Consider the following 22754-nt stretch of genomic DNA (forward strand, 5'->3'; position numbering starts at 1 on the left):
CGATCCTAACTTCGGTTATCTATATATATTTTAAATTTTACAATAAACCTTCGGTAAATCCGGAGGTTTTTTGTGTTTAAAACTTTCTTTTCAGAATTTCCGGTTTTGTTTTATAGAGATAAAGAATTAGTTCTCCAAACAATGTATTTGCCCATGCAAACCAAGCTCTTGTAAAGTCTTTCGGATTATCTACATCAAAAGATTCGTGAATAAATCCGGTTCCGGCATGAGTGGCTTTCAGCATTTTTAAGCAGGAAACAATTTCTTCGTTATCATCCGTTGTCAAAGCCTGCATAATCAAACCCAAAGGCCAGATTTTATGCTCTCCGATGTGCGGTCCGCCAATTCCTTTGGCAAATTTACCTTCGCTGAACCACGGATTCGCCTTGCTCAGAGAAAATTTTCGGGTATTTTTATAGATCTCGTCTTCTTTGGATCTGTAACCCAAATACGGAATGGATAATAAATTCGGGACATTGGCATCATCCATAAATAAAGCATTTCCGAAACCATCGATTTCCAAGGCATAAATTTTCCCAGCTTCCGGATGATTTAAAACTGCATATTTCTGAATGGCTTCATCCACTTCTTTAGCTAAATTTTTAAACTGAGCGACGGTATTTTCATCTTTAAAAATTTCAGAAAAAATTTCCGCAGTCTCCCTCAAAGAAACCACCGCAAACATATTGGAAGAAATTAAAAACGGATAAAAAGTCGCATCGTCCGAAGGTCTGAACATCGAATGAATCAGCCCCACTTTCTTTGTAGGATTTCCATAACCTCCGGCAAATTGTGTGTCCAGAGGATTTCCGTTGGATCGCTGAAATTTATATGGTCCTTTTGAATCTTTTCTTTGCTGTTCTTTAAAAGTCTGCAAAATTAAAAGCATCGCTTTTTTCCAGTCGGAATCAAAAACGGAAGAATCTCCTGTTATTTTCCAATAGTTGTAAGATAATCTCATAACATAGCAAAGTGAATCGATCTCCCATTTTCTTTCATGAATTCCGGGTTTCATCTGGGTAGAATCATTTTTCCATTCACTTACTTTATTGGCATCATTGAAAAATGCATTGGCATAAGGATCAAGAAGAACGCATTCAACCTGCTTATTAATGACGCCTTTCAGAAGATTTTTCAGTTTTTCATCTTCGTTAGCGAGACTTAAATACGGATAAACCTGCGCGGAAGAATCCCGAAGCCACATCGCATCAATATCTCCTGTGATCACATAGGTATAAGGTTTATTATTTTTCTGGTAAAATTTTACCGTGGTATCTAAAGTATTCGGAAAACAGTTTTCAAACATCCACGCCAATTCTTCATCAGCAATTGATTTTTTGATGGTCTTGATGGTTTTCTCAACAGCCTCAGAAGTGAATTTTCTTTCGCTCAAGGGCGGTCTTTTAGAAACGTAATCGTTTGCAAATAAAAATCTTGCAGAAACAGGCAAAGCAAAAAATCCTACTCCCAAAGATGACTTTTTAATAAAATTTCTTCTGTTCAGCATGATGTCATGAAATATTATGCCTAAAAATAAGCATTTTAAATTTTAAAAAATTCATTTGTTACTCAACATACATTTGATTTTTAATCATCCATTAATATGATTGAACTAAAATTCCGTAAATTTGCAAATCAATAATTTTACATGAGGATTTGGAATTCAACAATCCTGAATCCGAAGTCACAAAACCTTAATTTCTAAAGATATGCTATCAAAAATAAATCCTACTCAAACCAATAGCTGGAAAGCACTTGACGACCAATTTGCGAATAATGATTTTGATTTAAGAAGCCTTTTTCAGTATAATCCGAATCGTTTCAATGAATTTTCAATCAAAAGACCTAATTTTTTGTTTGATTATTCTAAAAATTTAATCGATTCTAAAACGAAAAATCTTCTTTTAAATCTTGCGGAAGAATGTGAATTGAAAGATGCGATTTCCAAAATGTTTTCGGGAGATAAAATTAACGAAACGGAAGGAAGAGCAGTTTTGCACACTGCTTTGAGAGATTTTTCAGACAAAGAAATTCTGGTTGACGGAGAAAATATCAAGCCTCAGATCAAAAGAGTGCTAGATCATATGAAATCTTTTTCCGAAAGCATTATTTCAGGGGATCACAAAGGTTTTACAGGAAAAGAAATTACAGATGTGGTGAACATCGGAATCGGAGGTTCAGATTTGGGACCTGTGATGGTCGTTTCGGCTTTGAAGCATTTTAAAACAAGGTTAAACGTTCATTTTGTTTCCAATGTAGACGGAAATCATCTGGCGGAAACTGTGAAAACTTTAAATCCTGAAACCACATTATTTATCATTGCTTCCAAGACATTTACCACTCAGGAAACAATGACGAATGCCAACTCAGCCAAAGACTGGCTCTTAAAAGCGGGAAAACAGGAAGATGTAGCAAAACATTTTGTCGCTTTATCAACTAACGTTCAAGCAGTTAAAGACTTCGGCATTGCAGAAGAAAATATCTTCGAATTCTGGGATTGGGTTGGCGGAAGATACTCATTGTGGAGTGCGATTGGCTTAAGTATCGTTCTTGCAGTGGGTTACGAAAATTTTGAACAACTATTAAGAGGAGCTTACGATACAGACCAACATTTTCAGACGGCAGATTTTGGAGAAAATATTCCTGTTTTAATGGGGCTGATCGGAATATGGTACAGAAACTTCTATGCAGCAACCACTCATGCAATCCTTCCATACTCGCAATATTTAGACCGTTTTCCTGCTTATTTCCAGCAGGGTGATATGGAAAGTAACGGAAAATGTGTGGACAGAAACGGTGAGTTTGTAGAATATGAAACCGGACCGATTATCTGGGGAGAGCCGGGAACAAACGGACAGCACGCTTTCTATCAGTTGATTCACCAAGGAACAGAATTGATTCCCGCGGATTTTATTGCGTATGCGAAAAGTCCGAATAAAGTTTCTGACCATCAGGATAAATTGTTGGCTAACTTTTTCGCTCAGACTGAAGCACTTGCCTTCGGAAAAACAGAAGAAGAAGTTGAGGAAGAATTAAGAAATTCAGGAAAATCTGATGAGGAAATTGATTTCTTGTTAAACTATAAAGTCTTCCACGGAAACACTCCAACTAACTCAATACTAATCAATGAATTAACTCCTTTTTCATTAGGACAGTTAATTGCGTTATATGAGCATAAAATTTTCGTTCAGGGGGTGATCTGGAATATTTTCAGTTTCGACCAGTTCGGTGTGGAATTAGGAAAAGTTTTAGCCAATAAAATTTTACCGGAACTTGAAAGCAACGAAACAGTTAGTTCACATGATTCTTCAACCAACGGATTGATTAATTATTATAAAGCAAACAAATAAATTATTGCTGATTTTCGTTAATTTTGATTAAAAATACAAAGATATGAGTACTATTACCATTCATCTTAAAAATAAAGAAGAAGAAACTTTAATGGAAAATCTTTTGAAAAAAATGAAAATCAGCTTTGAAAAAAATGAGGATGATTTTGAGCTGACGGATGAAATGAAAAGGGTGATTGATGAAAGAAAATCTAAAAATCATAAAGAGTTCACTCCGGCTAGAGAATTTTTAAAAAAGTTGAAAAACGATCATGGCATTTGAGATTTTTCAGTATCCTGAAGCAGATGACGATATTTTGGAAGCTATAAATTATTATAAAAAGATTTCTAATTCTGTAGCATCCAACTTCGAAAAACAACTTTCAAAAGCATATGATCAATTGGAAAGAAATCCTTTTTTTCAAATTAGATATGATGATGTCAGAGTGCTTCCTCTTAAAAAGTTCCCTTACATAATTTTATTTCACATCGATGAAATTAAAAAATTGGTTTATGTAATTTCCGTCTTCTGCACACACCAGAATCCGGAAAAATATCCATAAAAATCTAATAAAAAGTAATAAAAGTAAAAATGGCAGAAATTCTTGACGGATTAAAAGTATCCAAAGAAATAAAACAGGAAATCAAAGCTGAAGTAGAAAAAATTCTCGCCAACAAGAGAAGAGCACCGCATTTGGTAGCCATTCTTGTGGGAAACAACGGAGCAAGTAAGGCTTACGTAAATGCAAAAGTAAAAGATTGTGAAGAAGTTGGATTTCAATCGAGCTTAATTAAATTTCCAAGCACCGTTTCAGAATCTGAATTATTGGAAAAGATCGATGAATTAAATAAGTCGAAAGCAGTAGACGGATTTATCGTTCAGTTGCCTTTACCAAAGCAGATTGATCAGGAAAAAATCATCAACGCAATCGATCCGAGAAAAGATGTTGACGGTTTCCACCCTGAAAATTTCGGAAAAATGGCTTTGGAAATGGATACGTTCTTACCGGCAACACCGTTTGGAATTTTAACATTACTGGAAAGATATAATATTGAAACAAAAGGTAAAGACTGTGTAATTATCGGAAGAAGTAAAATTGTAGGAAGACCGATGAGCATTCTGATGGGAAGAAAAGATTTCCCGGGAAATTCTACGGTAACGTTAACGCACTCTTACACAAAAGACATCGAAGAATATACTAAAAAAGCAGACATCGTAATTACCGCTTTAGGTGATCCTCACTTTTTAAAAGGTGAAATGATAAAAGAAGGAGCTGTAATTGTGGATGTAGGTATTACAAGAGTAGACGACGATTCTCTAAAAGGATATTATTTGGCGGGTGACGTCGATTTCGACAGCTGTGCAGCAAAGGCAAGCTGGATTACGCCGGTTCCGGGAGGAGTTGGACCTATGACAAGAGCGATGCTGATGAAAAATACCATCATTGCTTATAAAACTTCGGTCTATAACGACTAATTTTAAAATGAATTTAACAGAAGAAATATTATTAAAAGAAGGTAAAATGCTCCCTGTAATGGAGCATTTTTACACTCTTCAGGGAGAAGGAGCGCATACCGGAAAAGCAGCCTATTTCATCAGATTAGGTGGTTGCGACGTCGGTTGCCATTGGTGTGATGTAAAAGAAAGCTGGGATCCGAATCTCCATCCGTTAATGAATGCAGAAAAGATTGCCGAAACTGCAGCTAAACACTGTAAAACGATTGTTTTGACGGGCGGTGAACCTTTGATGTGGAATCTTGATATTTTAACCGGAAAGCTAAAAGAACTGGGCTGTTCCATCCATATTGAAACTTCGGGCGCTTATCCTATGAGCGGACAAATCGACTGGATTACGCTTTCGCCAAAGAAAACAGGGCTTCCGAAAGAGGAAATTTACGCCAAAGCTCATGAGCTTAAAGTAATCGTTTTCAATAACAATGATTTTAAATTTGCAGAGGAACAGGCCGCAAAAGTTTCGGAAAACTGTACTTTGTATCTTCAGAGCGAATGGAGCAAAAGAGATGAAATGTATCCTAAAATTACAGACTTCATTTTAGAACATCCGGAATGGAGAGCCTCAGTTCAGACCCATAAGTACCTGAATATCCCGTAAAAAATATGTAACTTAGCCTTTCGTATCCGAAATACTGATAGATGCAGAGAATTCGATACTCCAGATACCTGAAATCGATCATCGTTTTGCTTGACCTTATGGTTATTGCATCTATTTTTATATTCTTTTTTCTGAGCAGAAATGAAAATTTAAAATACAATCAGGAAACCTGGTATCAGAATTTATTTTCTCTGGCATTATTATTTCTGTTCTGGATGCTTCTCAGCGGCAGGACAAAGATTTATAATATTCCGAGAAACCTTACTTATACCTTATTCTTAGAAAGGCTTTTAATTCATTTTTTGCTTTTTATTATCGGAGTTTTACTCATCGGAAAAGTTAGTTATAATGTATTTTTCAATTCGGATATTTACTGGCTTTCGTTTTACCTGTTCTTCTTTATTTTCCTTGCGAAATCTTTAATTTATTTTGGAATTAAATACTTCAGAAGTCTCGGAATCAACCACAGAAATGTCATGTTCCTGAGCGAAAACAGCTCTACAGAAGTTTTAAAGAATATTTTAAAGGAGAGAAGAGATTACGGTTATAAAATTTTCGACTATAAAAATTCTGAAATTAAAGCTGAAGAGCTGATTGATTTCTGGAAGACAAACGGAATTCATACCTTATTTATTCCGACCGAAAATATATACAACGAAAAACAGGAAAGAGAGATTTTCAGATTGGCAGAAGCCAATAAGGTACATATTTCCCTTATTCCAAGCATTGTTCAGAACAATTTTTTTCTGTATGATATTGGCTATATTCAGACGCAGCCTGTCCTCAATCAGGCAAAATATCCTTTAGATTATCATTCTAATTTCCTGCTGAAAAGAACTTTCGATGTTATTTTTTCAGTAATTGTTTTGGTGGGAATCTGTTCTTGGCTTTTTCCGATCATTGCAATATTAATCCGTTCATCTTCTAAAGGTCCGGTTTTTTTCATACAGGAAAGATATGGTTTCCATGAAGAAGTTTTCAGATGCATCAAATTCAGGACGATGGTTGTGAACGATGAATCGTCTACCAAAACCACTTCGGAAAATGATTCCAGAATTACGAAAATCGGGAAATTTTTAAGAAAAACAAGCCTCGATGAAATGCCTCAGTTCCTGAATGTTTTGAAAGGTGAAATGTCTATTGTAGGGCCGCGACCGCATATGTTGGCTGTAGACGATTATTACAAACCTAAAATCGGAAGATACAGTTTAAGAAGTATGGTAAGTCCCGGAATTACGGGTCTTGCGCAGGTAAACGGACTTCGCGGTGATGCAGGAGACGTGGAAGTGGAAATGAACAAAAGAGTTTTGGCAGATGCTTTCTACGTAAGAAACTGGAGTTTCTTACTGGATCTTGTTATTATTTTGAAAACAATTTTATTGGTGGTAGGCGGAGATAAAAATGCAAAATAATGTTTTTGGTCTACATTATGATATACTAAATTTAATATTAAAACAGAGCTTCAGTCTTAGTCTCAAGTTTAATTTAATTCAATAAAAAAAGTCTAATTTAGCAGAATGTTAAAAAAGTTTTTTACAGCAGTCGGAGAATACATTCTTCTTCTTGGTAAATCTATTCAGAAGCCTCAGAAAATGAAGGTTTTCTGGAAGCTGTTCATGAGAGAAATCAACGATTTGGGCGTCAACTCTTTCGGGTTGGTGATCTTTACTTCAATATTCGTGGGAGCTGTTGTTGCCATTCAGATGTTCAACAATTTTGATGCTTCCGATTTCCCTATTCCTCCATCATTTGTAGGATATGCTACGAAAGCAGTATTAGTTCTGGAGTTTTCTCCAACCATCATCAGTTTGATCCTTGCCGGAAAAGTAGGTTCCTATATTGCTTCAAGTATCGGAACGATGAGGGTTTCCGAGCAGATCGACGCACTGGACATTATGGGAGTAAACTCCCCAAACTTTCTTATTTTACCTAAAATTATTGCCTGTGTTATTTTTAATCCTCTGTTAATCGCCATCAGTATTGTTTTTGGTATCGGGGGCGGTTATGTTGCTGGAATTTTAACGGGAAACTGGACAACCAATGATTATGTTGTGGGAATTCAGATGTATATGCCTAATCTGTTTATTTATTATGCATTTACCAAAACAATTGTTTTTGCCTTTATTATTGCTACAGTTCCATCCTATTTCGGATATAATGTAAAAGGAGGCTCTCTGGAAGTAGGTAGAGCGAGTACTCAGGCGGTTGTCTGGACGATGGTATTTATTATCCTTTCGGAATTATTATTAACCCAATTAATTTTAAGCTGATGATTGAGGTAAAAGATCTTAAAAAGAGTTTTGATGAAGTTGAAGTACTTAAAGGAATTTCAACAACTTTCGATAAAGGAAAGGTAAATTTAATTATCGGGCAGAGTGGTTCCGGAAAAACGGTTTTCCTTAAAAGTTTACTGAATGTTTATCAGCCGACATCGGGAGAGATTCTTTTCGACGGAAAAGACATCAATGTAATGACGCGTGAGGAAAAACAGCATCTTCGTTCAGAAATCGGGACTGTATTTCAGGGAAGTGCTTTGTTTGATTCTTTAACGGTGGAAGAAAATATTATGTTTCCACTGGATATGTTTACCAATTTAACATTCAGAGAAAAGAAAAAAAGGGTTTTTGATGTTATCGGAAGAGTACATCTGGATAAAGCCAACCGAAAATTCCCCTCTGAAATCTCGGGAGGGATGCAGAAACGTGTGGCAATTGCAAGAGCTATTGTCAACAATCCGAAATATCTTTTCTGTGATGAGCCAAATTCCGGACTGGATCCTTATACATCGAACGTCATCGATGATCTTTTGCTTGAAATTACCAAGGAATATAACACAACAACGATCATCAATACCCACGATATGAATTCGGTAATGACGATTGGGGAAAAAATTGTCTATCTGAGACTTGGAATTAAAGAATGGGAAGGAAATAAAGACGTCCTGATTACGGCGGGCAATAAAAACCTTATTGATTTCGTTTATTCATCAGAATTATTTAAAGAACTGAGAGAATATCTGCTTGAGAATAATAAAACTATTGATAATACCATTACAAAAATAGAAGATAATGAAAAAGGCACTTAGTATCGCATTAATAGGTTTTTCTATGTTTGCTTCTGCACAAATTTCCCTTGCAGGAAAAGCAAATTTAATTTTTCCTACGGGATCTCCTTCATGGAAAAACATTAAAGGAACCGTAAACCAGGCAATTGAAGGAGAAGGTAAAAATAATGTAGGCTTCAATATTGGTCTTTCTTTAAAAGCGAATCTTCCTGCATCGTTCTTTCTAATGCCGGAATTGTATTATACAACTTTTAAAAGTGATTTTACAGATCCTGCATCCAACACCACTTTTGATATTAAAAATAACCGTCTGGACTTACCTGTATTAATCGGACATAAAGTTTTAGGTGACTTTTTAGGGGTGTATGTAGGTCCTGTTGCAAGTTATAATTTAAGCAAAGAAGATACTTTTAACGATTTTCAGGAAAATGCAAAGGATAATTTTACAGTAGGCTATCAATTCGGGGCACAGCTTGAAATTAAAAAATTTCTTGTCAATGCCAAATATGAAGGAGCTTTCAGTAAAGATTCCAGAAACTTTATTAATAAGGTTTCCGGTCAGGAAATCAGATACGATAACAGACCTAACTTGTTTATGGTAGGTGTGGGATATAAATTTTAACCGGCGAAAATAACAACTGATAAAAAAATCCTCAGATCATTAGATTTGAGGATTTTGATTTTCACGACTGCGAAGTTCTGCTTCACGTCTTGCAATTTCTGCAGCCTGCTGTTCAAGATCTTCCTTATCTTTCTGCAACTGCTTAAATTCTTTTCTTTTCTGCTCAGCTTTTATGGCACTTCCTTTACTTACATACCCTACCATTCCACCAATAATTAAGCCGATTCCAATCCCTCCTAAGATTCCCATAATATGAGACATCTGAAGATCATTAATGGTAAAATTATTAGACGTTAAATAAAAAAGCAGGATAGATAAGGCTAAGAGTACAAGCCCGATAATGGTTAAATTTTTCATAGTGTTGTGTTTAAGTGTTTAATTAAAAAGCCCCATCAAATTTATTAAAATTCAACAAGGCTTTTACTCAAGATTAAATTCTTTATGATTTATATTTTTCCACCTGCAGCCTTGTAATATTCTAAAGCTTTAGGCAAATTTTTATTAATATCGGAGATTCTTGTTTCAGGATTCGGGTGAGTGGAAAGGAATTCCGGCTGTCTTGCTCCTGTAGATGCAGCTTCCATTCTGTTCCAGAAAGGAATTGCTTCTCTTGGATCGTAACCTGCCATTCCCATTAAATATAATCCCATCTGATCTGCCTCAGACTCCTGATTTCTTCCGTATTTCAATAAAGCAACCTGAGATCCAATTGGATAAACCTGCTGGAAAACGCTTGCCCACTGAGAATTAGAAATAGATCCTCCCAAAATCTGTCCGCCATATTGTGCAATCATAGCCTGAGAAATTCTTTCGTTTCCGTGTCCCGCCAAAGCGTGAGAAACTTCGTGTCCCATTACCACAGCCAAACCGTTTTCATTTTTTGTAACCGGTAAAATTCCTGTATATACGGCAACTTTTCCGCCCGGCATACACCATGCATTGAGCTCGTTGCTTTGAAGAAGATTAAATTCCCAATTGTAGTTCGCAAGATCTGCGGAACGCCCGATTTGCTGATAATATCTTTCGGCAGCAGATTTTATTCTGGAACCTACACTTACCACTTTTTTCGCATCTGCAGTTCCGGAAATCACTTTAGATTTTCCTAATGTTGTTTTGTATTCCTGAGCAGACATGGTCATAATTTCTGAGTTATTTGCCAGCTGCAGAGAAGATCTGCCCGTAATTGGGTTTGTAGTACAAGCAGCAACCGACAGGGCAACGGCTCCAATTCCAAAAATGTGTTTTATTTTCATAGTGCGAGTGTATACGTTCAACCTTTACAATTTTTGTTCCAAAATAATTTTAAACAATATATTTGCATATAATTTGCTATATAAATTTAACAATTATTTTAGTATTATGAAAAAGTATATTTCGATTATATTTGTTTTTGGATTTCTGATGGTCTTCCAAAACTGCTCTTCTCAAACCGCTACGGATCCTTCCGCTGTAACAGCACTTGTGAATTCCGAAGACTTCTCGTTTCATGCAGAAAGAGCCACGCCCACCAATTACGACGTTATTAATGTGATGGGTTCTCTTCCCAACGCTACAGCGTCGAGAATTCTTGATCTTTCGGGAAGCAATTATTCTATTGATCTGAGAAAAGATAAGCTTGAGGTTGTACTGCCTTATTTCGGAAGAGTTTTTAATCCTACTTACGGAAATACGACCCAAAACAGTTACAGATTTACTTCAAAAGATTTTACCGTGACGAAGTCTCAGGGAAAAAAGGGAAAATGGATCGTAAAAATTAAAGTGAATGATCAAAGTTCTGTTGATGAAATCAATATGGAGGTTTTCAAAAACGGAAAGGCTTTTACTTCTATCAGAAGCAACGACAGACAGCCGATTTCGTATGATGGATATATTACGAAAAATGAAGAGGAGAAAGAAAAGCTTTAATTAAAATTATTCTTTAGACAAAAATTTATCTACAAATAGTTTTGCTTCGGTGCTTGGATTTGAAATCATGGCTGAAGCATTTTTTTTGTGCAGAAGATATGCTTCTTCCACGGAATTATTTTTTTTCATCATGGACAGAATATATTCCTGAACCCAATATTCAAACCGTTTTTCTGCCTGTTGGATTCTTACCTCTTCGAAACGGTTGGTTTTCTTTTTAAGATTAATAAAATCATTAATTTTTTCAAAAACATCGTTCAGACCTTCATTGCTTAAAGCAGACCCTAGTAAAACAGGAACTTTCCAGTCTTTTTCTTTTGGCGGAATAAAATCTAAGGCTCTTTTTAATTCCAGTCTTGTATTTTTGGCTTTCTGAAGGTTGTCCTGATCGACTTTATTGATGAAAATAACATCCACCATTTCCATAATTCCGCGTTTGATGCCCTGAAGTTCATCTCCGCCGCCAATGATTTTTAAGAATAAAAAAACATCCGTAATATCGGCAACCAAAACTTCAGATTGCCCTACTCCAACGGTTTCTATTAAAATATAATCGTAACCTGCCGCTTCGCAGATCATCATGGTTTCAAAAGTTGTGTTTGCCACTCCGCCCAGAAATCCGGAACTCGGGGAAGGTCGTATAAATGCATTTTCTTCTTTGGCAAGTTCTTCCATGCGGGTTTTATCGCCCAAAATGCTTCCTTTATTGATGGCTGAACTTGGATCAATGGCTAAAACTGCCACTTTTTTGCCATTGGCAATGGCAAGTCTTCCGAAATTTTCAATGAAAGTTGATTTTCCGGCTCCCGGAACGCCCGTCACACCTACTCTGGTTGAGTTTCCGGTAAAAGGCATGATCTGTTTGAGGAGTTCTTCTGCCTGTATTCTGTGTTCGGCTTTTTTACTTTCAACTAATGTAATGGCTTTTGCGATCAGGCGTTTGTTTCCCGATCTTATTCCTTCTATTAGTTCTTCTGTAGAAAATTTCATTGTTTCAAAAATAGACAATTAAACGGGAATGGTCAAGAGGGAATTTATTGGATTACGAAATTTTTAAGTTGAGTTTTTTTAGGTTTGTCTTTCATTACAATGCATCAGAAATATTGTAACTGAACTCTGATCTAGCCCCGATTGAGTATTTGTCTGAGCTCATTTTAGGGTTTCGGCGGCAGCTTCGCTGCCGCCGAAACCCTAAAATAGCGAGTACGGAAAGCGGGAAACAGCTTCAGATAAAATATTTAGAATTTAATTTACTCTAACCACCCCGTCAAAAATTCTTCCGAATTTTTGACACTCCTCCAGAGGAAGGGAATTTCTTCGAATACTTTTTATTCATTTCATTATTAATAATTAGACATTGAAAACAAACTTTCTGACGGGTGTTGTAATTTTTATTTCTTCTAAATTATGTACAATTTTATCAATGGAAACGGTAATTTGCTACATTTGTTTGAATAAACAGTTAAAAAACATGAAAAAACTTATCGCTGTAGCATCATTTGCTGCCGTTTTACTGGCATCCTGTACTCCAAAAGCTTCAACAGCAACGGCTCCTGTAGCTTCGACTTCTACAGCAGAACAAATTGCACAAGGAAAAACAATTTTCGAAAACTCTTGCGGAAGATGTCACAAATTACCGGATCCGGCTTCCCATACTTCTGTTCAGTGGGTCGGAATTATGAATTCAATGGCTCCGAAAGCAAGACTTACCGATGAACAGCATCAGTGGGTGTACGATTATATCGTATCTGCAAAAAAATAAATCACAACAAAAAATAGTAATATGAAAAAACTGATTTTGGGTATGACGTTAGCTTCTGCAACCATCGTCGTATCGTGCGGACCAAAAAGTGTAGCCGTAACCGGGCCAAAATACACCTCATCCGAACAATTGGCTCAGGGAAAAACCATCTTTGAAAATTCCTGCAACAGATGCCACAAATTGCCGGATCCTGCAAAACACGACGATCAGGGCTGGATAAAAACATTAAGCAGAATGGCTCCGAAAGCGAAATTATCGGAAGATCAGCATCAAATGGTTTATGATTATCTGATTTCAGCAAACAAAAAATAGGCTTCTTTTGAAGTCTATTTTTGTTTTGCGACTATGAGTTAAATGCTAATTGCAAAGATTTTAAAAATTCACTAACAAAGTGAATTGACGATTCATTATTCACTTATTTAATCATGATTCCCAAACCTGATTCTGAAGATAAAATAATTTTTCCGTTTTTCACAAAACTTCCTACTGCATAATCATTTGAGATTAAATTAGCTCCGTCTAAATCGGCGTAATCTGCCATTCCTGTTAAATTACAGGCTGCTGAAATTCCCACGGTAGATTCCGTCATACAGCCGATCATGATTTTGTAATTCAATGCTCTTGCTTTTCTGATCATTTCTAAAGCAGGGGTTAATCCGCCACATTTCATTAATTTGATGTTGATGCTTTTATAGTAGGGAATTAATTTGTCTAATGAATCCAAATTCTGACAATCTTCATCTGCCATCCAGTTTGCAAAAGATTGTTTTTCTAAAATTCCATAATCGTCAATTGGTCTTGGCTGTTCCAGGTAAGAAAACTTCTGAACCTCATCATTTTCCTGAAGCCAGATACAATCTTCATCCGTAAAACTTGCATTGGAATCAAGAGCGATATGTCTGTTAAGTTTTAATAATTTTTCAACGTTGTTTTTATTTAAACCTTTGCATTTCACTTTGAATTTATTCCATGAACTTTTTTCGATTTTTTCAATCTGATGATCGATTTCACCGACAGAAATGGTGATGGAACTTTCAACTAAATGATCTGATGGAAGGTTATTTAATTCAGTAAAGCTTTTATTTTCCAGTTTACCGAAAAGATCCCAATAAGCGCAATCTAATGCAGAGAGTAAAAACGGATGCAGATTTAAATTCAACAGATACTTGAAAAATTCTTGAGGATGAATAATTGTACAGCTTTGAATCTGAGACTGAATTTCTTTTAATTATAAAACAAATCTCTGAAGATCAATCTGATAATAATCGATCGCCACACATTCTCCGTAACCTTTGCAATTCTGATGAGATAATTCTATGAGCAAAGCTTCTCTTTTATCATAGTTCCCGTAAGCAATTGAAAATGTTTCTTTTAAATATAACGGTCTGCGTTCAAATCTTAATTCCATTATTAAATGTACAAAAAAGGAAGCCTAAATGACTTCCTTCTTAAAATTATTTGATTGAATAATTTATCTAACAATCAGTTTTTCTGTCTGAGTTTTTTCACCCTGTCTGATGTTTACCATATAAACTCCTTTTTGTAATCCTCTGGTTGAAAATGCCTTTTTGGAAGTATTTTCACGCGTATCGGAGAACACTAATTTTCCAGACATATCGAAAAGTTTTACCTTAACGTCTTCCTTGGATTTATCAATATTTCCTACAAAGAATTCATCATAGGTAGGATTTGGAAAAACGACATATTTTGTTTCTGCGTTTCCGGCTTCCTGAGTTGCCAGTACAATATCACATTCTGCAGGATAGGTAAGACTTTCTACCTGATCTGTTCCTACGGTTTTGCTTCCGGCAGAAGCTCCTGTTCCCAAACCTCTTTTAGCAAAGGCTTTCCAGATCATACATTTGTCTGCTCCTCCTGTTTTAACCTGATCTGCCTGAAGAATGGCATCTCTTCCGTCAATAAATGTAGGACTGCAGGCCTGAAGTTTCAGCCCGTCCATTACCAATTGCAAAATTCTGGCATTTCCTGAATTCGGATTGGCTAAAACATCACTGTTATAGCCATATTTTTCTACATATTTCCACGTAAGATCCCAAAGCATGGAAGCCCATACAAATCCTATCGAGTGAGAATCTGTCATAGAATTTGTATTGTTATATGTGTAACCGTTTACTGTAAAGTCTGGTGAATATTTTGCGGGTCTGATTCCGTTCCCTGTTGTTGCCTGTTCCGCAACATAGGTTGCCATTCCTCTTGCCAGAGAAGATGTATCTCCCGGTCTGGTCGTAAGCATCAAGGCAAAATAATCTGACCAGCCTTCTCCCATCTGTTCGGTAGAGTTGGTTGAAGAAAGGCAACTGTATCCCTGTCCTGTTAGTCTGTTGGAAATTCCGTGACCATATTCATGGGCAACAACTCCATTATCTAAACTTGAATGTTTAAATCCGTTAAAATCATTAATTAAGGTCGCGTTTATTGTATTTCCTCCCGAAATCTGTGCTACTAAAAATTCTCCTTCGGTTTTCCCCATGTTAATTGAAGGAATTGTAACCTGATTTCCATAGGTTCCTGCTCCCATAGTTGTTGGAGTATCTGTACTTGGTCTGTAAACAATAACGCCTACTGCACCTGCATTCTGAGCGTTTAGAACTTTAAGACTGTATTCGCAGGTAGTACTGGTTACAACCGCGATTTTTCCTGTAAGACTTCCTGCTGCAGGTTGTGTACAGGCATCCGCTTATGAAGAAACAGCAAGATTTCCTGTTACGGACTGACCTTCGAACAGCAAAGGCCCAAAAGAAGCGGCACTGGTTAAAACTTTTGGACGGCTTGCAACCGTAGAGGGAGAATTATACTGATACCGTGAAATAGGATCTGCGCTTGTCTGTGCTCTTGACCAAAGATACATCTGCATTCTTGGCGCAAGAAGGTAAGTTGTCCCGCTGATTACCGTTTCATATCCTGAATTGAAATTGGCGTTATTCAAGCCGCTTCCGTCGAATGCTTCTGCATTTACTGCATCTCCGCTAATCCCTCCGTTTCCAAAATTATTTGTTTGAAAATTTCTTGCCGACTCTGTAAACCCAAACTTGTAAAATACATCATGAACCTTATTGTTCATGTAAAAAAGATTGGTAATGGCTGCATCTTTATGCGTAAACGGATTGATGTATCTTCCTTCTGCGAATGTGAAGTCAAAATTTCTTGAAGCTCCGCCGTCCGGAGAATATCCCGGTGTGTTTGCATTTGCCTGATCGGAGTAAGCGTACACATTATTTCCTCTTGTATTGGTATAGCTTGCTGTACCTGTAGAATGCCATCCTTCAGGTGACGCCGTGAGATCCCAAGGATTATTTAAAACAGCGCGCGATCCGAAACTTGGAGCTTCTACCGGTAGAGGAAAAACATTATAAGAGGCATTAGACGGAACTAATAATGAAGTCGTTTTCTGAGAATCTGAGCTTTCAGTAGTAAATTTTGCCGGTTCCGAATAAGAGTTCTCTTCACGGCTTTCATTATGATCAAAATTACAGCTTACCGTAAGATTGTCTTTAGTAAGTATTTCTCCTGTGGAAGCATCTGCAATTACGTGCCATACATCTGAAGATTTCTTGTCTGATACAAAAATTTCTTTAGCCAGTACAAATACATTATTCTTTTCAAAATAAACATTGGGTAAGTACTCTATTCTTGAAATTTCCTTCAAGTTTAAATTTTGCTTTAACGTTTCTTCAGGAATTCTTTCCTTCGGACTTCCCTGATTTCCGATAACAATCTCTTTTTTGAAATCATTTTTTTCAGAGATAATTTTTTCATCTTTTATCAGAACTTTACCTAAAGCATTGTACACACGAAGACCGTTGTAAGTCTGCTGTACGTTTACAATATTTGCACCAAGGCTTTTGGAATTGTCTTCATTAAGAATAATAAATCCGAGCTTATTATCAAAATTATTTTTCTGAGTAAGCTGCGCATTTTTTTTATAGTAATCCTGAATCAGTGATTTAGAATTTTGCGCATTTACTGTACTGTAAGCGAACATCACCGCTACAGAGAGTGGTATATAAAATATATTTTTATTCATGTGGCTGATTTTAAGCAAATCTAAGATTTTTTATGAATGGCTGTCAAAAAAATATATTATGTTAAAAAAGGAGGCTTATTTCGTCTCCTTCTCTTTTTTCATCTTTTTTTTCTTCGGCATTTTCGATTTGATGAATTTCTTTCGATTCTTTACCACATTCAAACTGTATTCTGTAAAACAGTACTTTGCAGATTCATCTAAAAATTTCAGGGCATTCACAAAACTGCCGCGCTTTTCAGAAAGTAAAGATCTGTAAAACCATAAGGTTGCTTTATCAATTCCCTTGATTTTCAAAGAATAATCGATCAGTTTTTCGGCTTCGTGATAATCTTCGTTATCAATAAGACAGCTAATGTAATATTGAGGAACATTCAGGTTGGTAACATCACACTGCATGGCTTCTTCAAAGTACAGCTTTCCTTTTTCATAATCTGATAACATTTCGCTGTATATTCTTCCCATCAGACAAAGACTGTCTGCGTCTTGAGGATCATAAGACAACGCATAGTTCAATGCTTCCAGACATTCCGGCAAACTGTACGGATAATTGTCTAAAGCCTCAAAATAGTATTTATTTTTAGTTAAGGTCATTTTTGTAGTTTTTTAATTCGTTTTTGAGCTGACTTCTCTGTTTTTTAAACGATTTGTCTTCATAATTCTTTTTAAAGTCGGTTCCGGAAAATGTACGTACCGGATTTCCGCGCTGAACATTCAGATGATTGTTCCATGTTTCCTGCATTCTTTTCTGGAGCTGAATGATATTCTGTTCCAATACTTTTCCTTTTAATCTTGTGATGGAAAGTTTCTTATTCTCCAGTTGCGAACGCGAATCCTGAACGAAAACACTTTGTCCTGTCGGAATGTGTGTTGCGCGAACCGCCGTATTCACTTTGTTTACATTTTGTCCGCCGCTTCCCTGACTTCTCGTGGTCTGAAACTGAATATCTTTTTCATTAAAATTGATTTTCTCCAATCCCTCCAGTTCAAAAATGCCGATAAACCAATTGCTTCTTTTATGCAGTTTCCGGAATGTACTTTTGCCAATCCAGCAAATGCTTCCTAACCATGTACTTAAAAATTCATTGAGATTTTTTGATTGTAAAAGCAAAGTCACCGATTTCAAAGTAAGGTTTTCATCGCCATTTTCACGGTGAATAATTTCGTAATCTATATTGTTCTCTTTTGCCTCTTGAAGAAAGTATTTCAGAACTTTTGCAACCACCCATTGGCATTCTAAAGGTCCTCTTCCTGAGGTTATTTGTATGAGTTTTTCCATTTTTGTAAAATTTTTAAAATTGCCTCTCTGTTTTTGGCTTCTTTAATAAATGTCGGTAATCTTTCTACCATTCGCATTCTATAAGGTAATCTTGTTCTTAAATCTGATGAAACATAATTCTCCATTTCCAACAGATGCTCTCTGTTTCTCGCCCAGAATAATTTCCCTTTAAAATCTGCCTGAAAAATAATACGGACAACCGAAAACAGGATCGTGAATTAAACCTTCTTCTTTGGGAAAAGAATTCAAATACTTTTCAGTTTTTGGCTGAATTTGAAACTGAGAATCACATTCATCGCATTTTATATTACTGATTTTAGGCTTTTCTTTTAAGTTGCCCTGCTCATAACGAATGGGATGTGCACAAATCGGGCAGTAAAGATTGACAAAAGCTTTGTACACCACAAGATCTAATGCATTCTTCTGTAAATCGCAATGTCTGCATTTCAGAACTGCCTGTTTATAATTGTGCTCATTTTCCACGACAGCATCTTCACCGCAATCCGGACAGACTACGAGAAGGTTTTCGTAATATCTGAAATGTTCCTGTTTGTATATTTTTTTCATTTTGTGTAATTATTTCTAAAATGAGCGGGATGAATAATATCCGAAAACGACAATCAAAAACAGTCGGATCATCATTACAATCTGTAGAAATAGACCCTGCTTTTAATAGAGCCAATTCATCTGTAACTTCTTCGTAACCGTTTTGTTTCAATATTTTTAAAATTGAACTGTATTTTTCTTTTTCATAAATATCAGCAATTATTAAAACTCGCTCTGTTTCATCTTCTCCTTTTCTAATTATTTCAAAGTTTTGGATGTAATAAAGCTTTAAAAACCAATTAATCCAAACCTTACAACAGTGAAGAGGTTTTCCTGATTCTAAATATGTATCAAAATCCCAATCCTCATAACCTTTACTTTTATCTACCTCATCGATATCTTCATTTAAATAAAAATTCCAGACATCTGAAATGTCTCCTATTTCTTCTTTCGAAAATTTATCAGTTTCTGAAGACAAAGACTGAAAATGCACGACAATATTTATTTTTTTAAATTCATTTAAAAACAAATTGGTTACATTAGGGTTTTTCAAAAATTCGTTTGCTTTTTCTCTTAATAATTTTCTGTTATCAGAAAAATTCTGATTTATAAATTCGAATATTTCTTTTTTAATCTCGTCTTCCATCTTAATTTATTTCGGCATTTCACTTAATTTCGGATGACCGATAGGATCAATCCTTTTCTCCAGTAAATCTTTTGCAGCCATAACTGCCCAACATTTATCGCTGGAATGAATGTTTCTGTAGAACGTGAGCAAAACTTCAGGCTTTACGACGGTAAATCCGTTAGCTTCAACAGTTTCAAGATCATTTCTTTCAAAGAAATCGATTGTGATCCTGTGGAATTTTCCGTTTTCCAGCTCAACTGTTTTCTCATATCTTCGGAAATTCTCTTCGCTCTGAAGATGATCGTACCTTGTCCAGACTTTCTGAAAACCTTCCTGTTGAAGGATTATCACTACTTCTGCTACGTTTTCTTTTTTTACAAAGACATCAATATCCTTATGGTCGTGCGCGTGTTTGTATTCCGTATGCCCGGGTTCAGACATAAAATGCCACGCCCAACCTCCTGAAATAATAATTTTATCTTTTAATTTTTCTAAAATTTCCAGTCCGCTCTTAATTCTGAATTCCGGCCAGACTTCACCGTATCGTTTTATATTATGAGGTGCTCCCATTTCTTTTGTTTTTTGTTGATTGTTACAGCATGATAGTTGCTGGTTAAAAATCTATCAACCAATAACTAAAATCCATAAACTATTTTACCTGTCCATCCTTACAATTCTCGGTTGGAAAGTTCCCAGAATATCCACCAGTTCACTTTGTGCATTCATCACTTCGTTGATGTCTTTGTATGCCATCGGTGCTTCTTCTGCATTTCCGCCTATTAAGGTGACATTCTTTAATTTTAATTCTTTTTTCATATCATTTTGAGTAAAAAGGCTTCTGCATTCGCCTCTTGAATGGGCTCTTCCGGCTCCGTGAGAAGCGGAATTCAGAGAATCCGGATTTCCTTTTCCACGGACGATAAATCCTTTTGCCGTCATGGAACCGGGAATCATTCCCAATTCGTTTTCATTTGCCGGAGTTGCTCCTTTTCGGTGAACGATTACTTCTTTTCCGTTGTGGATTTCTTTCCATGCAAAATTGTGATGGTTTTCGATCTTTGCTTTTACTCTTCCTCCGACTGCTTTTACCAGTCTTCTGTGAATATCGTCATGACACGCAGAAGCGTAATCTCCTGCAAGATTCATTGCGGTCCAATATTCTAATCCGAGGTGGGTGTTCAGATCCAGCCATGCAAATTGTTGAGCTTCTTTTGGTAAAGGACACTGTTCTGCCGCAACTCTGGAATAATACTGGGCAATTTCGGCTCCCAATCCACGCGAACCGCTGTGCGAAAGAATTCCGAGGTATTTTCCTTTCGGAAGCCCGATCTGTTGGTCTTCTTCCGTAATTTCCACTTCTCCGAATTCCACAAAGTGGTTTCCGCCGCCGGAAGTTCCCATCTGTTTGATGGCTTTTCCTTTTAATCTTCTCAAAACCGGAATGAGATCGAAGGTGTCTCTGTCGAAAATCTCGTGGTCGACGTGAGATTTGTGTGTTTCGTACATTCCGAATTTGGTATGTTCAGCAAGTGCTTTTTCGTATTTATCTCTTGCGCCTTCAAGATATGAAATGGGCGTATCCAAAATGCTGAGGCTCATTCTGCAGCCAATATCCATCCCGACTCCGTAAGGAATTACGGCATTTTCTACCGCGAGAACGCCTCCGATCGGAAGTCCGTACCCGCTGTGCGCATCGGGCATTAAAGCTCCCTGTGTTGAAATAGGCAGTTTCAATGCTGTGTACAGCTGATTTTTTGCTTCATCTGAAATATTGTTTCCGAAAATATTGAATGTCGCCCGATGTGTATTGAGCATCCTTTTCTCGGTTTTCTTGGATGAAAGCAAAGCTTCCGCAATCTGTCCGAAGGTTAAATCTTTTTCAAAGTTTTCGGGATTCACCAGAATATCTTTTAGAATAGATTTTACGTGATGGATGTTTTTGGTGGCAAAGTTCCTTTTCATCACTTCCAGCGCAATGTTTACACTCTGGTTATTCGGATAGCCTAATTTTAATATATCTTTTCCTTTAAGTTTTAAATTTCCCATTGTTTTTTGTTTTAAAATTTTCGGACGTAGTCGTCCTCTAAACTTTCTGCAATCTCAGTTGCAGACATTTTGTAGTGAAAATATCTTATACTTTTTATAAGATCAGTTTTATATTCTGTTTTCCATGAACTCGACTTTCCATAAAATTTTTTCTGAATAATTCCCTGAACTTTATATTGCTTTATATAATATTCTAATTCTGCATATTCTTTTTCCAGCTCTGCATTTACTGGTTTGTAATGCGTTATCATGTTGGGTTTTATTCTTAATATAAATCTCCATGGCTCGATAAAATCGTAATAGTCGTAATACATTTTACGAAAAGGACAATATTCTTTTCTTTTTAAAAAGTATTGTCTTTCCCGCTGAGTCAATTGGATCTTTGGATTGTTCCATTCATATGAAGAAAGAGACTTTAATTTTTGGTCTTTTTCTACATATATTCTGCGACCAAGCTTTTTTTTCTTTTTTAAAAAATGCCGAACTTCCGAATACATGAATGTGTTTATCTTTTTTAGAATGCCTTCAAAGAATTCTGCATCTTTCGTTTGCTTTACATCTTCCGTTATGGCGAAAAATCTTACAAAACCTCTTTGATATGGTTCTTCTAAAGGAATCCAAGGAATATCTCTTTTAATTTTCCAAAGCTCATTCTTACGTTTATATTTTTTTCTGATCTGTTTTTCTACATCTTTTTTTATAATTCTTTTTCTGCTTCTCAGACTTCTTATTCGAGAATACAGAAGATGATCTTTTTCCATTTGTTTGCCGGATTTCAGAATTTCTGAACCATTTTTTGCATTAAACCATCTCCAACTAAAACTATAGTTGAATTTACTTTTACCATTCCTCGGTAAGATTTTTCTTACGCCGAAATGATGATAAGGATCCTTTTTTTAGCCCAGATTGCAGCGGCATCCTTTTTTGTTGCGACCGGAGCGAAGCGCAGGTCGTAATAAAAAAGATACAGCGGAAAGCTGGAAATAGCTTCAAATAAAAAATTATCTGCTAATTCGAAAGAAATCCTAAATACTAAAAAGATTTTTCGGGGAAACTGTTTGAGTTTGAAATATTGCGCAATAAAAAACCCGAAATCTCTACGACTTCGGGTTTTGATATTTCATTTTACTGTTATTCTAAGAGTGTACCAAACCACGAAGCCTCGCCTTTGCAAAAGGCAATCCTACTGTTGAAAGCTGATTGGATATGAACATTACTTCGTTGTTTTTAAATGGTTAAACTTTATTTTACGCTGCAAATATATACATTTTTCTGAATATCAAAATTATTTTTCGGTTTTTTACCGAATCTGTAATGTTTTTTTCATAGAAACTGCTTTTTTCATCAATCTCTGTTTGTGGTTTGAGAGCTAAAATGACAAAAAATAAAATTTATTTTACTAAAATAAATAAAAAGG

27 protein-coding genes are annotated in these 22754 nt (G+C 36.1%); 12 read left to right on the plus strand and 15 right to left on the minus strand.

Annotation, left to right across the window (positions count from 1 at the left end):
- Positions 1-76: 76 nt before the first annotated feature.
- Positions 77-1504 (minus strand): glycoside hydrolase family 125 protein, encoded by a 1428-nt coding sequence (locus tag PFY09_RS11765; protein WP_271162346.1) that lies wholly within the window; start codon positions 1502-1504, stop codon positions 77-79.
- Positions 1505-1709: 205 nt separating this feature from the next.
- Here PFY09_RS11765 and pgi point away from each other — a divergent pair, with 205 nt between their 5' ends.
- The 9 genes from pgi (at position 1710) to PFY09_RS11810 (ending at position 9129) form a co-directional block, all read left to right on the plus strand.
- On the plus strand, positions 1710-3350 hold the full coding sequence (pgi, locus tag PFY09_RS11770) for a glucose-6-phosphate isomerase (RefSeq protein ID WP_271159827.1): 1641 nt from the start codon (positions 1710-1712) through the stop codon (positions 3348-3350).
- Positions 3351-3393: 43 nt separating this feature from the next.
- A complete protein-coding gene (locus tag PFY09_RS11775; protein WP_256041087.1) occupies positions 3394-3612 on the plus strand; it encodes a hypothetical protein in 219 nt (72 codons plus the stop codon).
- Positions 3602-3892: a type II toxin-antitoxin system RelE/ParE family toxin gene (locus tag PFY09_RS11780; protein WP_271159828.1), complete on the plus strand. Its 291-nt coding sequence runs from the start codon at positions 3602-3604 to the stop codon at positions 3890-3892. Before PFY09_RS11775 ends, PFY09_RS11780 begins: the two co-directional genes overlap by 11 nt.
- 29 nt (positions 3893-3921) lie before the next feature.
- Positions 3922-4806, plus strand: a complete 885-nt coding sequence (locus PFY09_RS11785; protein WP_271159829.1) for a bifunctional 5,10-methylenetetrahydrofolate dehydrogenase/5,10-methenyltetrahydrofolate cyclohydrolase — start codon at positions 3922-3924, stop codon at positions 4804-4806.
- 7 nt (positions 4807-4813) lie between these two features.
- Positions 4814-5443: a 7-carboxy-7-deazaguanine synthase QueE gene (locus PFY09_RS11790; protein ID WP_271159830.1), complete on the plus strand. Its 630-nt coding sequence runs from the start codon at positions 4814-4816 to the stop codon at positions 5441-5443.
- Positions 5444-5484: 41 nt separating this feature from the next.
- Complete coding sequence (locus tag PFY09_RS11795) at positions 5485-6855, plus strand: exopolysaccharide biosynthesis polyprenyl glycosylphosphotransferase (RefSeq protein WP_076393811.1); 1371 nt, start codon at positions 5485-5487, stop codon at positions 6853-6855.
- Positions 6856-6960: 105 nt separating this feature from the next.
- Positions 6961-7713 carry an MlaE family ABC transporter permease gene (locus PFY09_RS11800; RefSeq protein ID WP_076393812.1) on the plus strand — a complete coding sequence of 251 codons (753 nt, stop codon included), beginning with the start codon at positions 6961-6963 and terminating at the stop codon, positions 7711-7713.
- On the plus strand, positions 7713-8528 hold the full coding sequence (locus tag PFY09_RS11805) for an ABC transporter ATP-binding protein (protein WP_076393813.1): 816 nt from the start codon (positions 7713-7715) through the stop codon (positions 8526-8528). Before PFY09_RS11800 ends, PFY09_RS11805 begins: the two co-directional genes overlap by 1 nt.
- Positions 8512-9129 carry an outer membrane beta-barrel protein gene (locus PFY09_RS11810; RefSeq protein ID WP_076393814.1) on the plus strand — a complete coding sequence of 206 codons (618 nt, stop codon included), beginning with the start codon at positions 8512-8514 and terminating at the stop codon, positions 9127-9129. Before PFY09_RS11805 ends, PFY09_RS11810 begins: the two co-directional genes overlap by 17 nt.
- 39 nt (positions 9130-9168) lie before the next feature.
- Here the strand turns inward: PFY09_RS11810 and PFY09_RS11815 are convergent, their stop codons facing one another.
- Both PFY09_RS11815 and PFY09_RS11820 read right to left on the minus strand, forming a co-directional pair.
- Positions 9169-9486 carry a hypothetical protein gene (locus PFY09_RS11815; protein WP_076393815.1) on the minus strand — a complete coding sequence of 106 codons (318 nt, stop codon included), beginning with the start codon at positions 9484-9486 and terminating at the stop codon, positions 9169-9171.
- An 89-nt stretch (positions 9487-9575) separates the two neighbouring features.
- On the minus strand, positions 9576-10382 hold the full coding sequence (locus PFY09_RS11820) for a M48 family metallopeptidase (protein ID WP_108410138.1): 807 nt from the start codon (positions 10380-10382) through the stop codon (positions 9576-9578).
- Between the two features lie 106 nt (positions 10383-10488).
- Here PFY09_RS11820 and PFY09_RS11825 point away from each other — a divergent pair, with 106 nt between their 5' ends.
- Entirely contained in the window at positions 10489-11034 is a 546-nt protein-coding gene (locus tag PFY09_RS11825; protein ID WP_271159831.1) for a DUF4251 domain-containing protein, read from the plus strand.
- A gap of 6 nt (positions 11035-11040) precedes the next feature.
- Here the strand turns inward: PFY09_RS11825 and meaB are convergent, their stop codons facing one another.
- A complete protein-coding gene (meaB, locus tag PFY09_RS11830; protein ID WP_271159832.1) occupies positions 11041-12024 on the minus strand; it encodes a methylmalonyl Co-A mutase-associated GTPase MeaB in 984 nt (327 codons plus the stop codon).
- Positions 12025-12505: 481 nt separating this feature from the next.
- On the opposite strand from meaB, the gene PFY09_RS11835 reads away from it, so the two are divergent.
- On the plus strand, positions 12506-12796 hold the full coding sequence (locus tag PFY09_RS11835) for a c-type cytochrome (protein ID WP_076394116.1): 291 nt from the start codon (positions 12506-12508) through the stop codon (positions 12794-12796).
- Positions 12797-12817: 21 nt separating this feature from the next.
- The gene (locus tag PFY09_RS11840; RefSeq protein ID WP_108410141.1) at positions 12818-13108 is read left to right on the plus strand and encodes a cytochrome C; all 291 of its coding nucleotides are present in this window, start codon (positions 12818-12820) and stop codon (positions 13106-13108) included.
- 103 nt (positions 13109-13211) lie between these two features.
- Here the strand turns inward: PFY09_RS11840 and PFY09_RS11845 are convergent, their stop codons facing one another.
- From PFY09_RS11845 to PFY09_RS11895, 11 genes are all read right to left on the minus strand, one after another.
- Positions 13212-13955, minus strand: a complete 744-nt coding sequence (locus PFY09_RS11845; protein WP_271159833.1) for an enolase C-terminal domain-like protein — start codon at positions 13953-13955, stop codon at positions 13212-13214.
- A gap of 69 nt (positions 13956-14024) precedes the next feature.
- A complete protein-coding gene (locus tag PFY09_RS11850) occupies positions 14025-14204 on the minus strand; it encodes a hypothetical protein (protein ID WP_271159834.1) in 180 nt (59 codons plus the stop codon).
- 63 nt (positions 14205-14267) lie between these two features.
- Complete coding sequence (locus tag PFY09_RS11855; protein ID WP_271162347.1) at positions 14268-15449, minus strand: M36 family metallopeptidase; 1182 nt, start codon at positions 15447-15449, stop codon at positions 14268-14270.
- Between the two features lie 45 nt (positions 15450-15494).
- Complete coding sequence (locus PFY09_RS11860) at positions 15495-16841, minus strand: M36 family metallopeptidase (RefSeq protein WP_271159835.1); 1347 nt, start codon at positions 16839-16841, stop codon at positions 15495-15497.
- 75 nt (positions 16842-16916) lie between these two features.
- Positions 16917-17432 carry a tetratricopeptide repeat protein gene (locus tag PFY09_RS11865; RefSeq protein ID WP_271159836.1) on the minus strand — a complete coding sequence of 172 codons (516 nt, stop codon included), beginning with the start codon at positions 17430-17432 and terminating at the stop codon, positions 16917-16919.
- Positions 17419-18117: a peptide chain release factor H gene (prfH, locus tag PFY09_RS11870; protein ID WP_271159837.1), complete on the minus strand. Its 699-nt coding sequence runs from the start codon at positions 18115-18117 to the stop codon at positions 17419-17421. The genes PFY09_RS11865 and prfH overlap by 14 nt, the downstream gene beginning before the upstream one ends.
- Positions 18118-18285: 168 nt before the next feature.
- Complete coding sequence (locus PFY09_RS11875; RefSeq protein ID WP_271159838.1) at positions 18286-18684, minus strand: hypothetical protein; 399 nt, start codon at positions 18682-18684, stop codon at positions 18286-18288.
- Positions 18611-19309, minus strand: coding sequence for a hypothetical protein (locus PFY09_RS11880; RefSeq protein WP_271159839.1), 699 nt, complete (start codon positions 19307-19309; stop codon positions 18611-18613). Before PFY09_RS11880 ends, PFY09_RS11875 begins: the two co-directional genes overlap by 74 nt.
- Positions 19310-19315: 6 nt before the next feature.
- Positions 19316-19861 carry a nucleotidyltransferase family protein gene (locus PFY09_RS11885; RefSeq protein WP_271159840.1) on the minus strand — a complete coding sequence of 182 codons (546 nt, stop codon included), beginning with the start codon at positions 19859-19861 and terminating at the stop codon, positions 19316-19318.
- Positions 19862-19945: 84 nt separating this feature from the next.
- Positions 19946-21337: an RtcB family protein gene (locus tag PFY09_RS11890; protein ID WP_271159841.1), complete on the minus strand. Its 1392-nt coding sequence runs from the start codon at positions 21335-21337 to the stop codon at positions 19946-19948.
- Positions 21338-21348: 11 nt separating this feature from the next.
- Positions 21349-22098, minus strand: a complete 750-nt coding sequence (locus PFY09_RS11895; protein WP_271159842.1) for a hypothetical protein — start codon at positions 22096-22098, stop codon at positions 21349-21351.
- Between the last annotated feature and the right edge of the window lie 656 nt (positions 22099-22754).

The sequence above is a fragment of the Chryseobacterium gambrini genome (genome assembly GCF_027920505.1).
Classification (GTDB): domain Bacteria; phylum Bacteroidota; class Bacteroidia; order Flavobacteriales; family Weeksellaceae; genus Chryseobacterium; species Chryseobacterium gambrini.

What these genes read in the sequence shown, in the direction of transcription:
- pgi (WP_271159827.1), top strand. Translation starts at nt 1,710, where the DNA reads ATGCTATCAAAAATAAATCCTACTCAAACCAATAGCTGGAAAGCACTT.
- PFY09_RS11775 (WP_256041087.1), top strand. Translation starts at nt 3,394, where the DNA reads ATGAGTACTATTACCATTCATCTTAAAAATAAAGAAGAAGAAACTTTA.
- PFY09_RS11780 (WP_271159828.1), top strand. Translation starts at nt 3,602, where the DNA reads ATGGCATTTGAGATTTTTCAGTATCCTGAAGCAGATGACGATATTTTG.
- PFY09_RS11785 (WP_271159829.1), top strand. Translation starts at nt 3,922, where the DNA reads ATGGCAGAAATTCTTGACGGATTAAAAGTATCCAAAGAAATAAAACAG.
- PFY09_RS11790 (WP_271159830.1), top strand. Translation starts at nt 4,814, where the DNA reads ATGAATTTAACAGAAGAAATATTATTAAAAGAAGGTAAAATGCTCCCT.
- PFY09_RS11795 (WP_076393811.1), top strand. Translation starts at nt 5,485, where the DNA reads ATGCAGAGAATTCGATACTCCAGATACCTGAAATCGATCATCGTTTTG.
- PFY09_RS11800 (WP_076393812.1), top strand. Translation starts at nt 6,961, where the DNA reads ATGTTAAAAAAGTTTTTTACAGCAGTCGGAGAATACATTCTTCTTCTT.
- PFY09_RS11805 (WP_076393813.1), top strand. Translation starts at nt 7,713, where the DNA reads ATGATTGAGGTAAAAGATCTTAAAAAGAGTTTTGATGAAGTTGAAGTA.
- PFY09_RS11810 (WP_076393814.1), top strand. Translation starts at nt 8,512, where the DNA reads ATGAAAAAGGCACTTAGTATCGCATTAATAGGTTTTTCTATGTTTGCT.
- PFY09_RS11815 (WP_076393815.1), bottom strand. Translation starts at nt 9,486, where the DNA reads ATGAAAAATTTAACCATTATCGGGCTTGTACTCTTAGCCTTATCTATC.
- PFY09_RS11820 (WP_108410138.1), bottom strand. Translation starts at nt 10,382, where the DNA reads ATGAAAATAAAACACATTTTTGGAATTGGAGCCGTTGCCCTGTCGGTT.
- PFY09_RS11825 (WP_271159831.1), top strand. Translation starts at nt 10,489, where the DNA reads ATGAAAAAGTATATTTCGATTATATTTGTTTTTGGATTTCTGATGGTC.
- meaB (WP_271159832.1), bottom strand. Translation starts at nt 12,024, where the DNA reads ATGAAATTTTCTACAGAAGAACTAATAGAAGGAATAAGATCGGGAAAC.
- PFY09_RS11835 (WP_076394116.1), top strand. Translation starts at nt 12,506, where the DNA reads ATGAAAAAACTTATCGCTGTAGCATCATTTGCTGCCGTTTTACTGGCA.
- PFY09_RS11840 (WP_108410141.1), top strand. Translation starts at nt 12,818, where the DNA reads ATGAAAAAACTGATTTTGGGTATGACGTTAGCTTCTGCAACCATCGTC.
- PFY09_RS11850 (WP_271159834.1), bottom strand. Translation starts at nt 14,204, where the DNA reads ATGGAATTAAGATTTGAACGCAGACCGTTATATTTAAAAGAAACATTT.
- PFY09_RS11860 (WP_271159835.1), bottom strand. Translation starts at nt 16,841, where the DNA reads ATGAATAAAAATATATTTTATATACCACTCTCTGTAGCGGTGATGTTC.
- PFY09_RS11865 (WP_271159836.1), bottom strand. Translation starts at nt 17,432, where the DNA reads ATGACCTTAACTAAAAATAAATACTATTTTGAGGCTTTAGACAATTAT.
- prfH (WP_271159837.1), bottom strand. Translation starts at nt 18,117, where the DNA reads ATGGAAAAACTCATACAAATAACCTCAGGAAGAGGACCTTTAGAATGC.
- PFY09_RS11875 (WP_271159838.1), bottom strand. Translation starts at nt 18,684, where the DNA reads ATGAAAAAAATATACAAACAGGAACATTTCAGATATTACGAAAACCTT.
- PFY09_RS11880 (WP_271159839.1), bottom strand. Translation starts at nt 19,309, where the DNA reads ATGGAAGACGAGATTAAAAAAGAAATATTCGAATTTATAAATCAGAAT.
- PFY09_RS11885 (WP_271159840.1), bottom strand. Translation starts at nt 19,861, where the DNA reads ATGGGAGCACCTCATAATATAAAACGATACGGTGAAGTCTGGCCGGAA.
- PFY09_RS11890 (WP_271159841.1), bottom strand. Translation starts at nt 21,337, where the DNA reads ATGGGAAATTTAAAACTTAAAGGAAAAGATATATTAAAATTAGGCTAT.
- PFY09_RS11895 (WP_271159842.1), bottom strand. Translation starts at nt 22,098, where the DNA reads ATGGAAAAAGATCATCTTCTGTATTCTCGAATAAGAAGTCTGAGAAGC.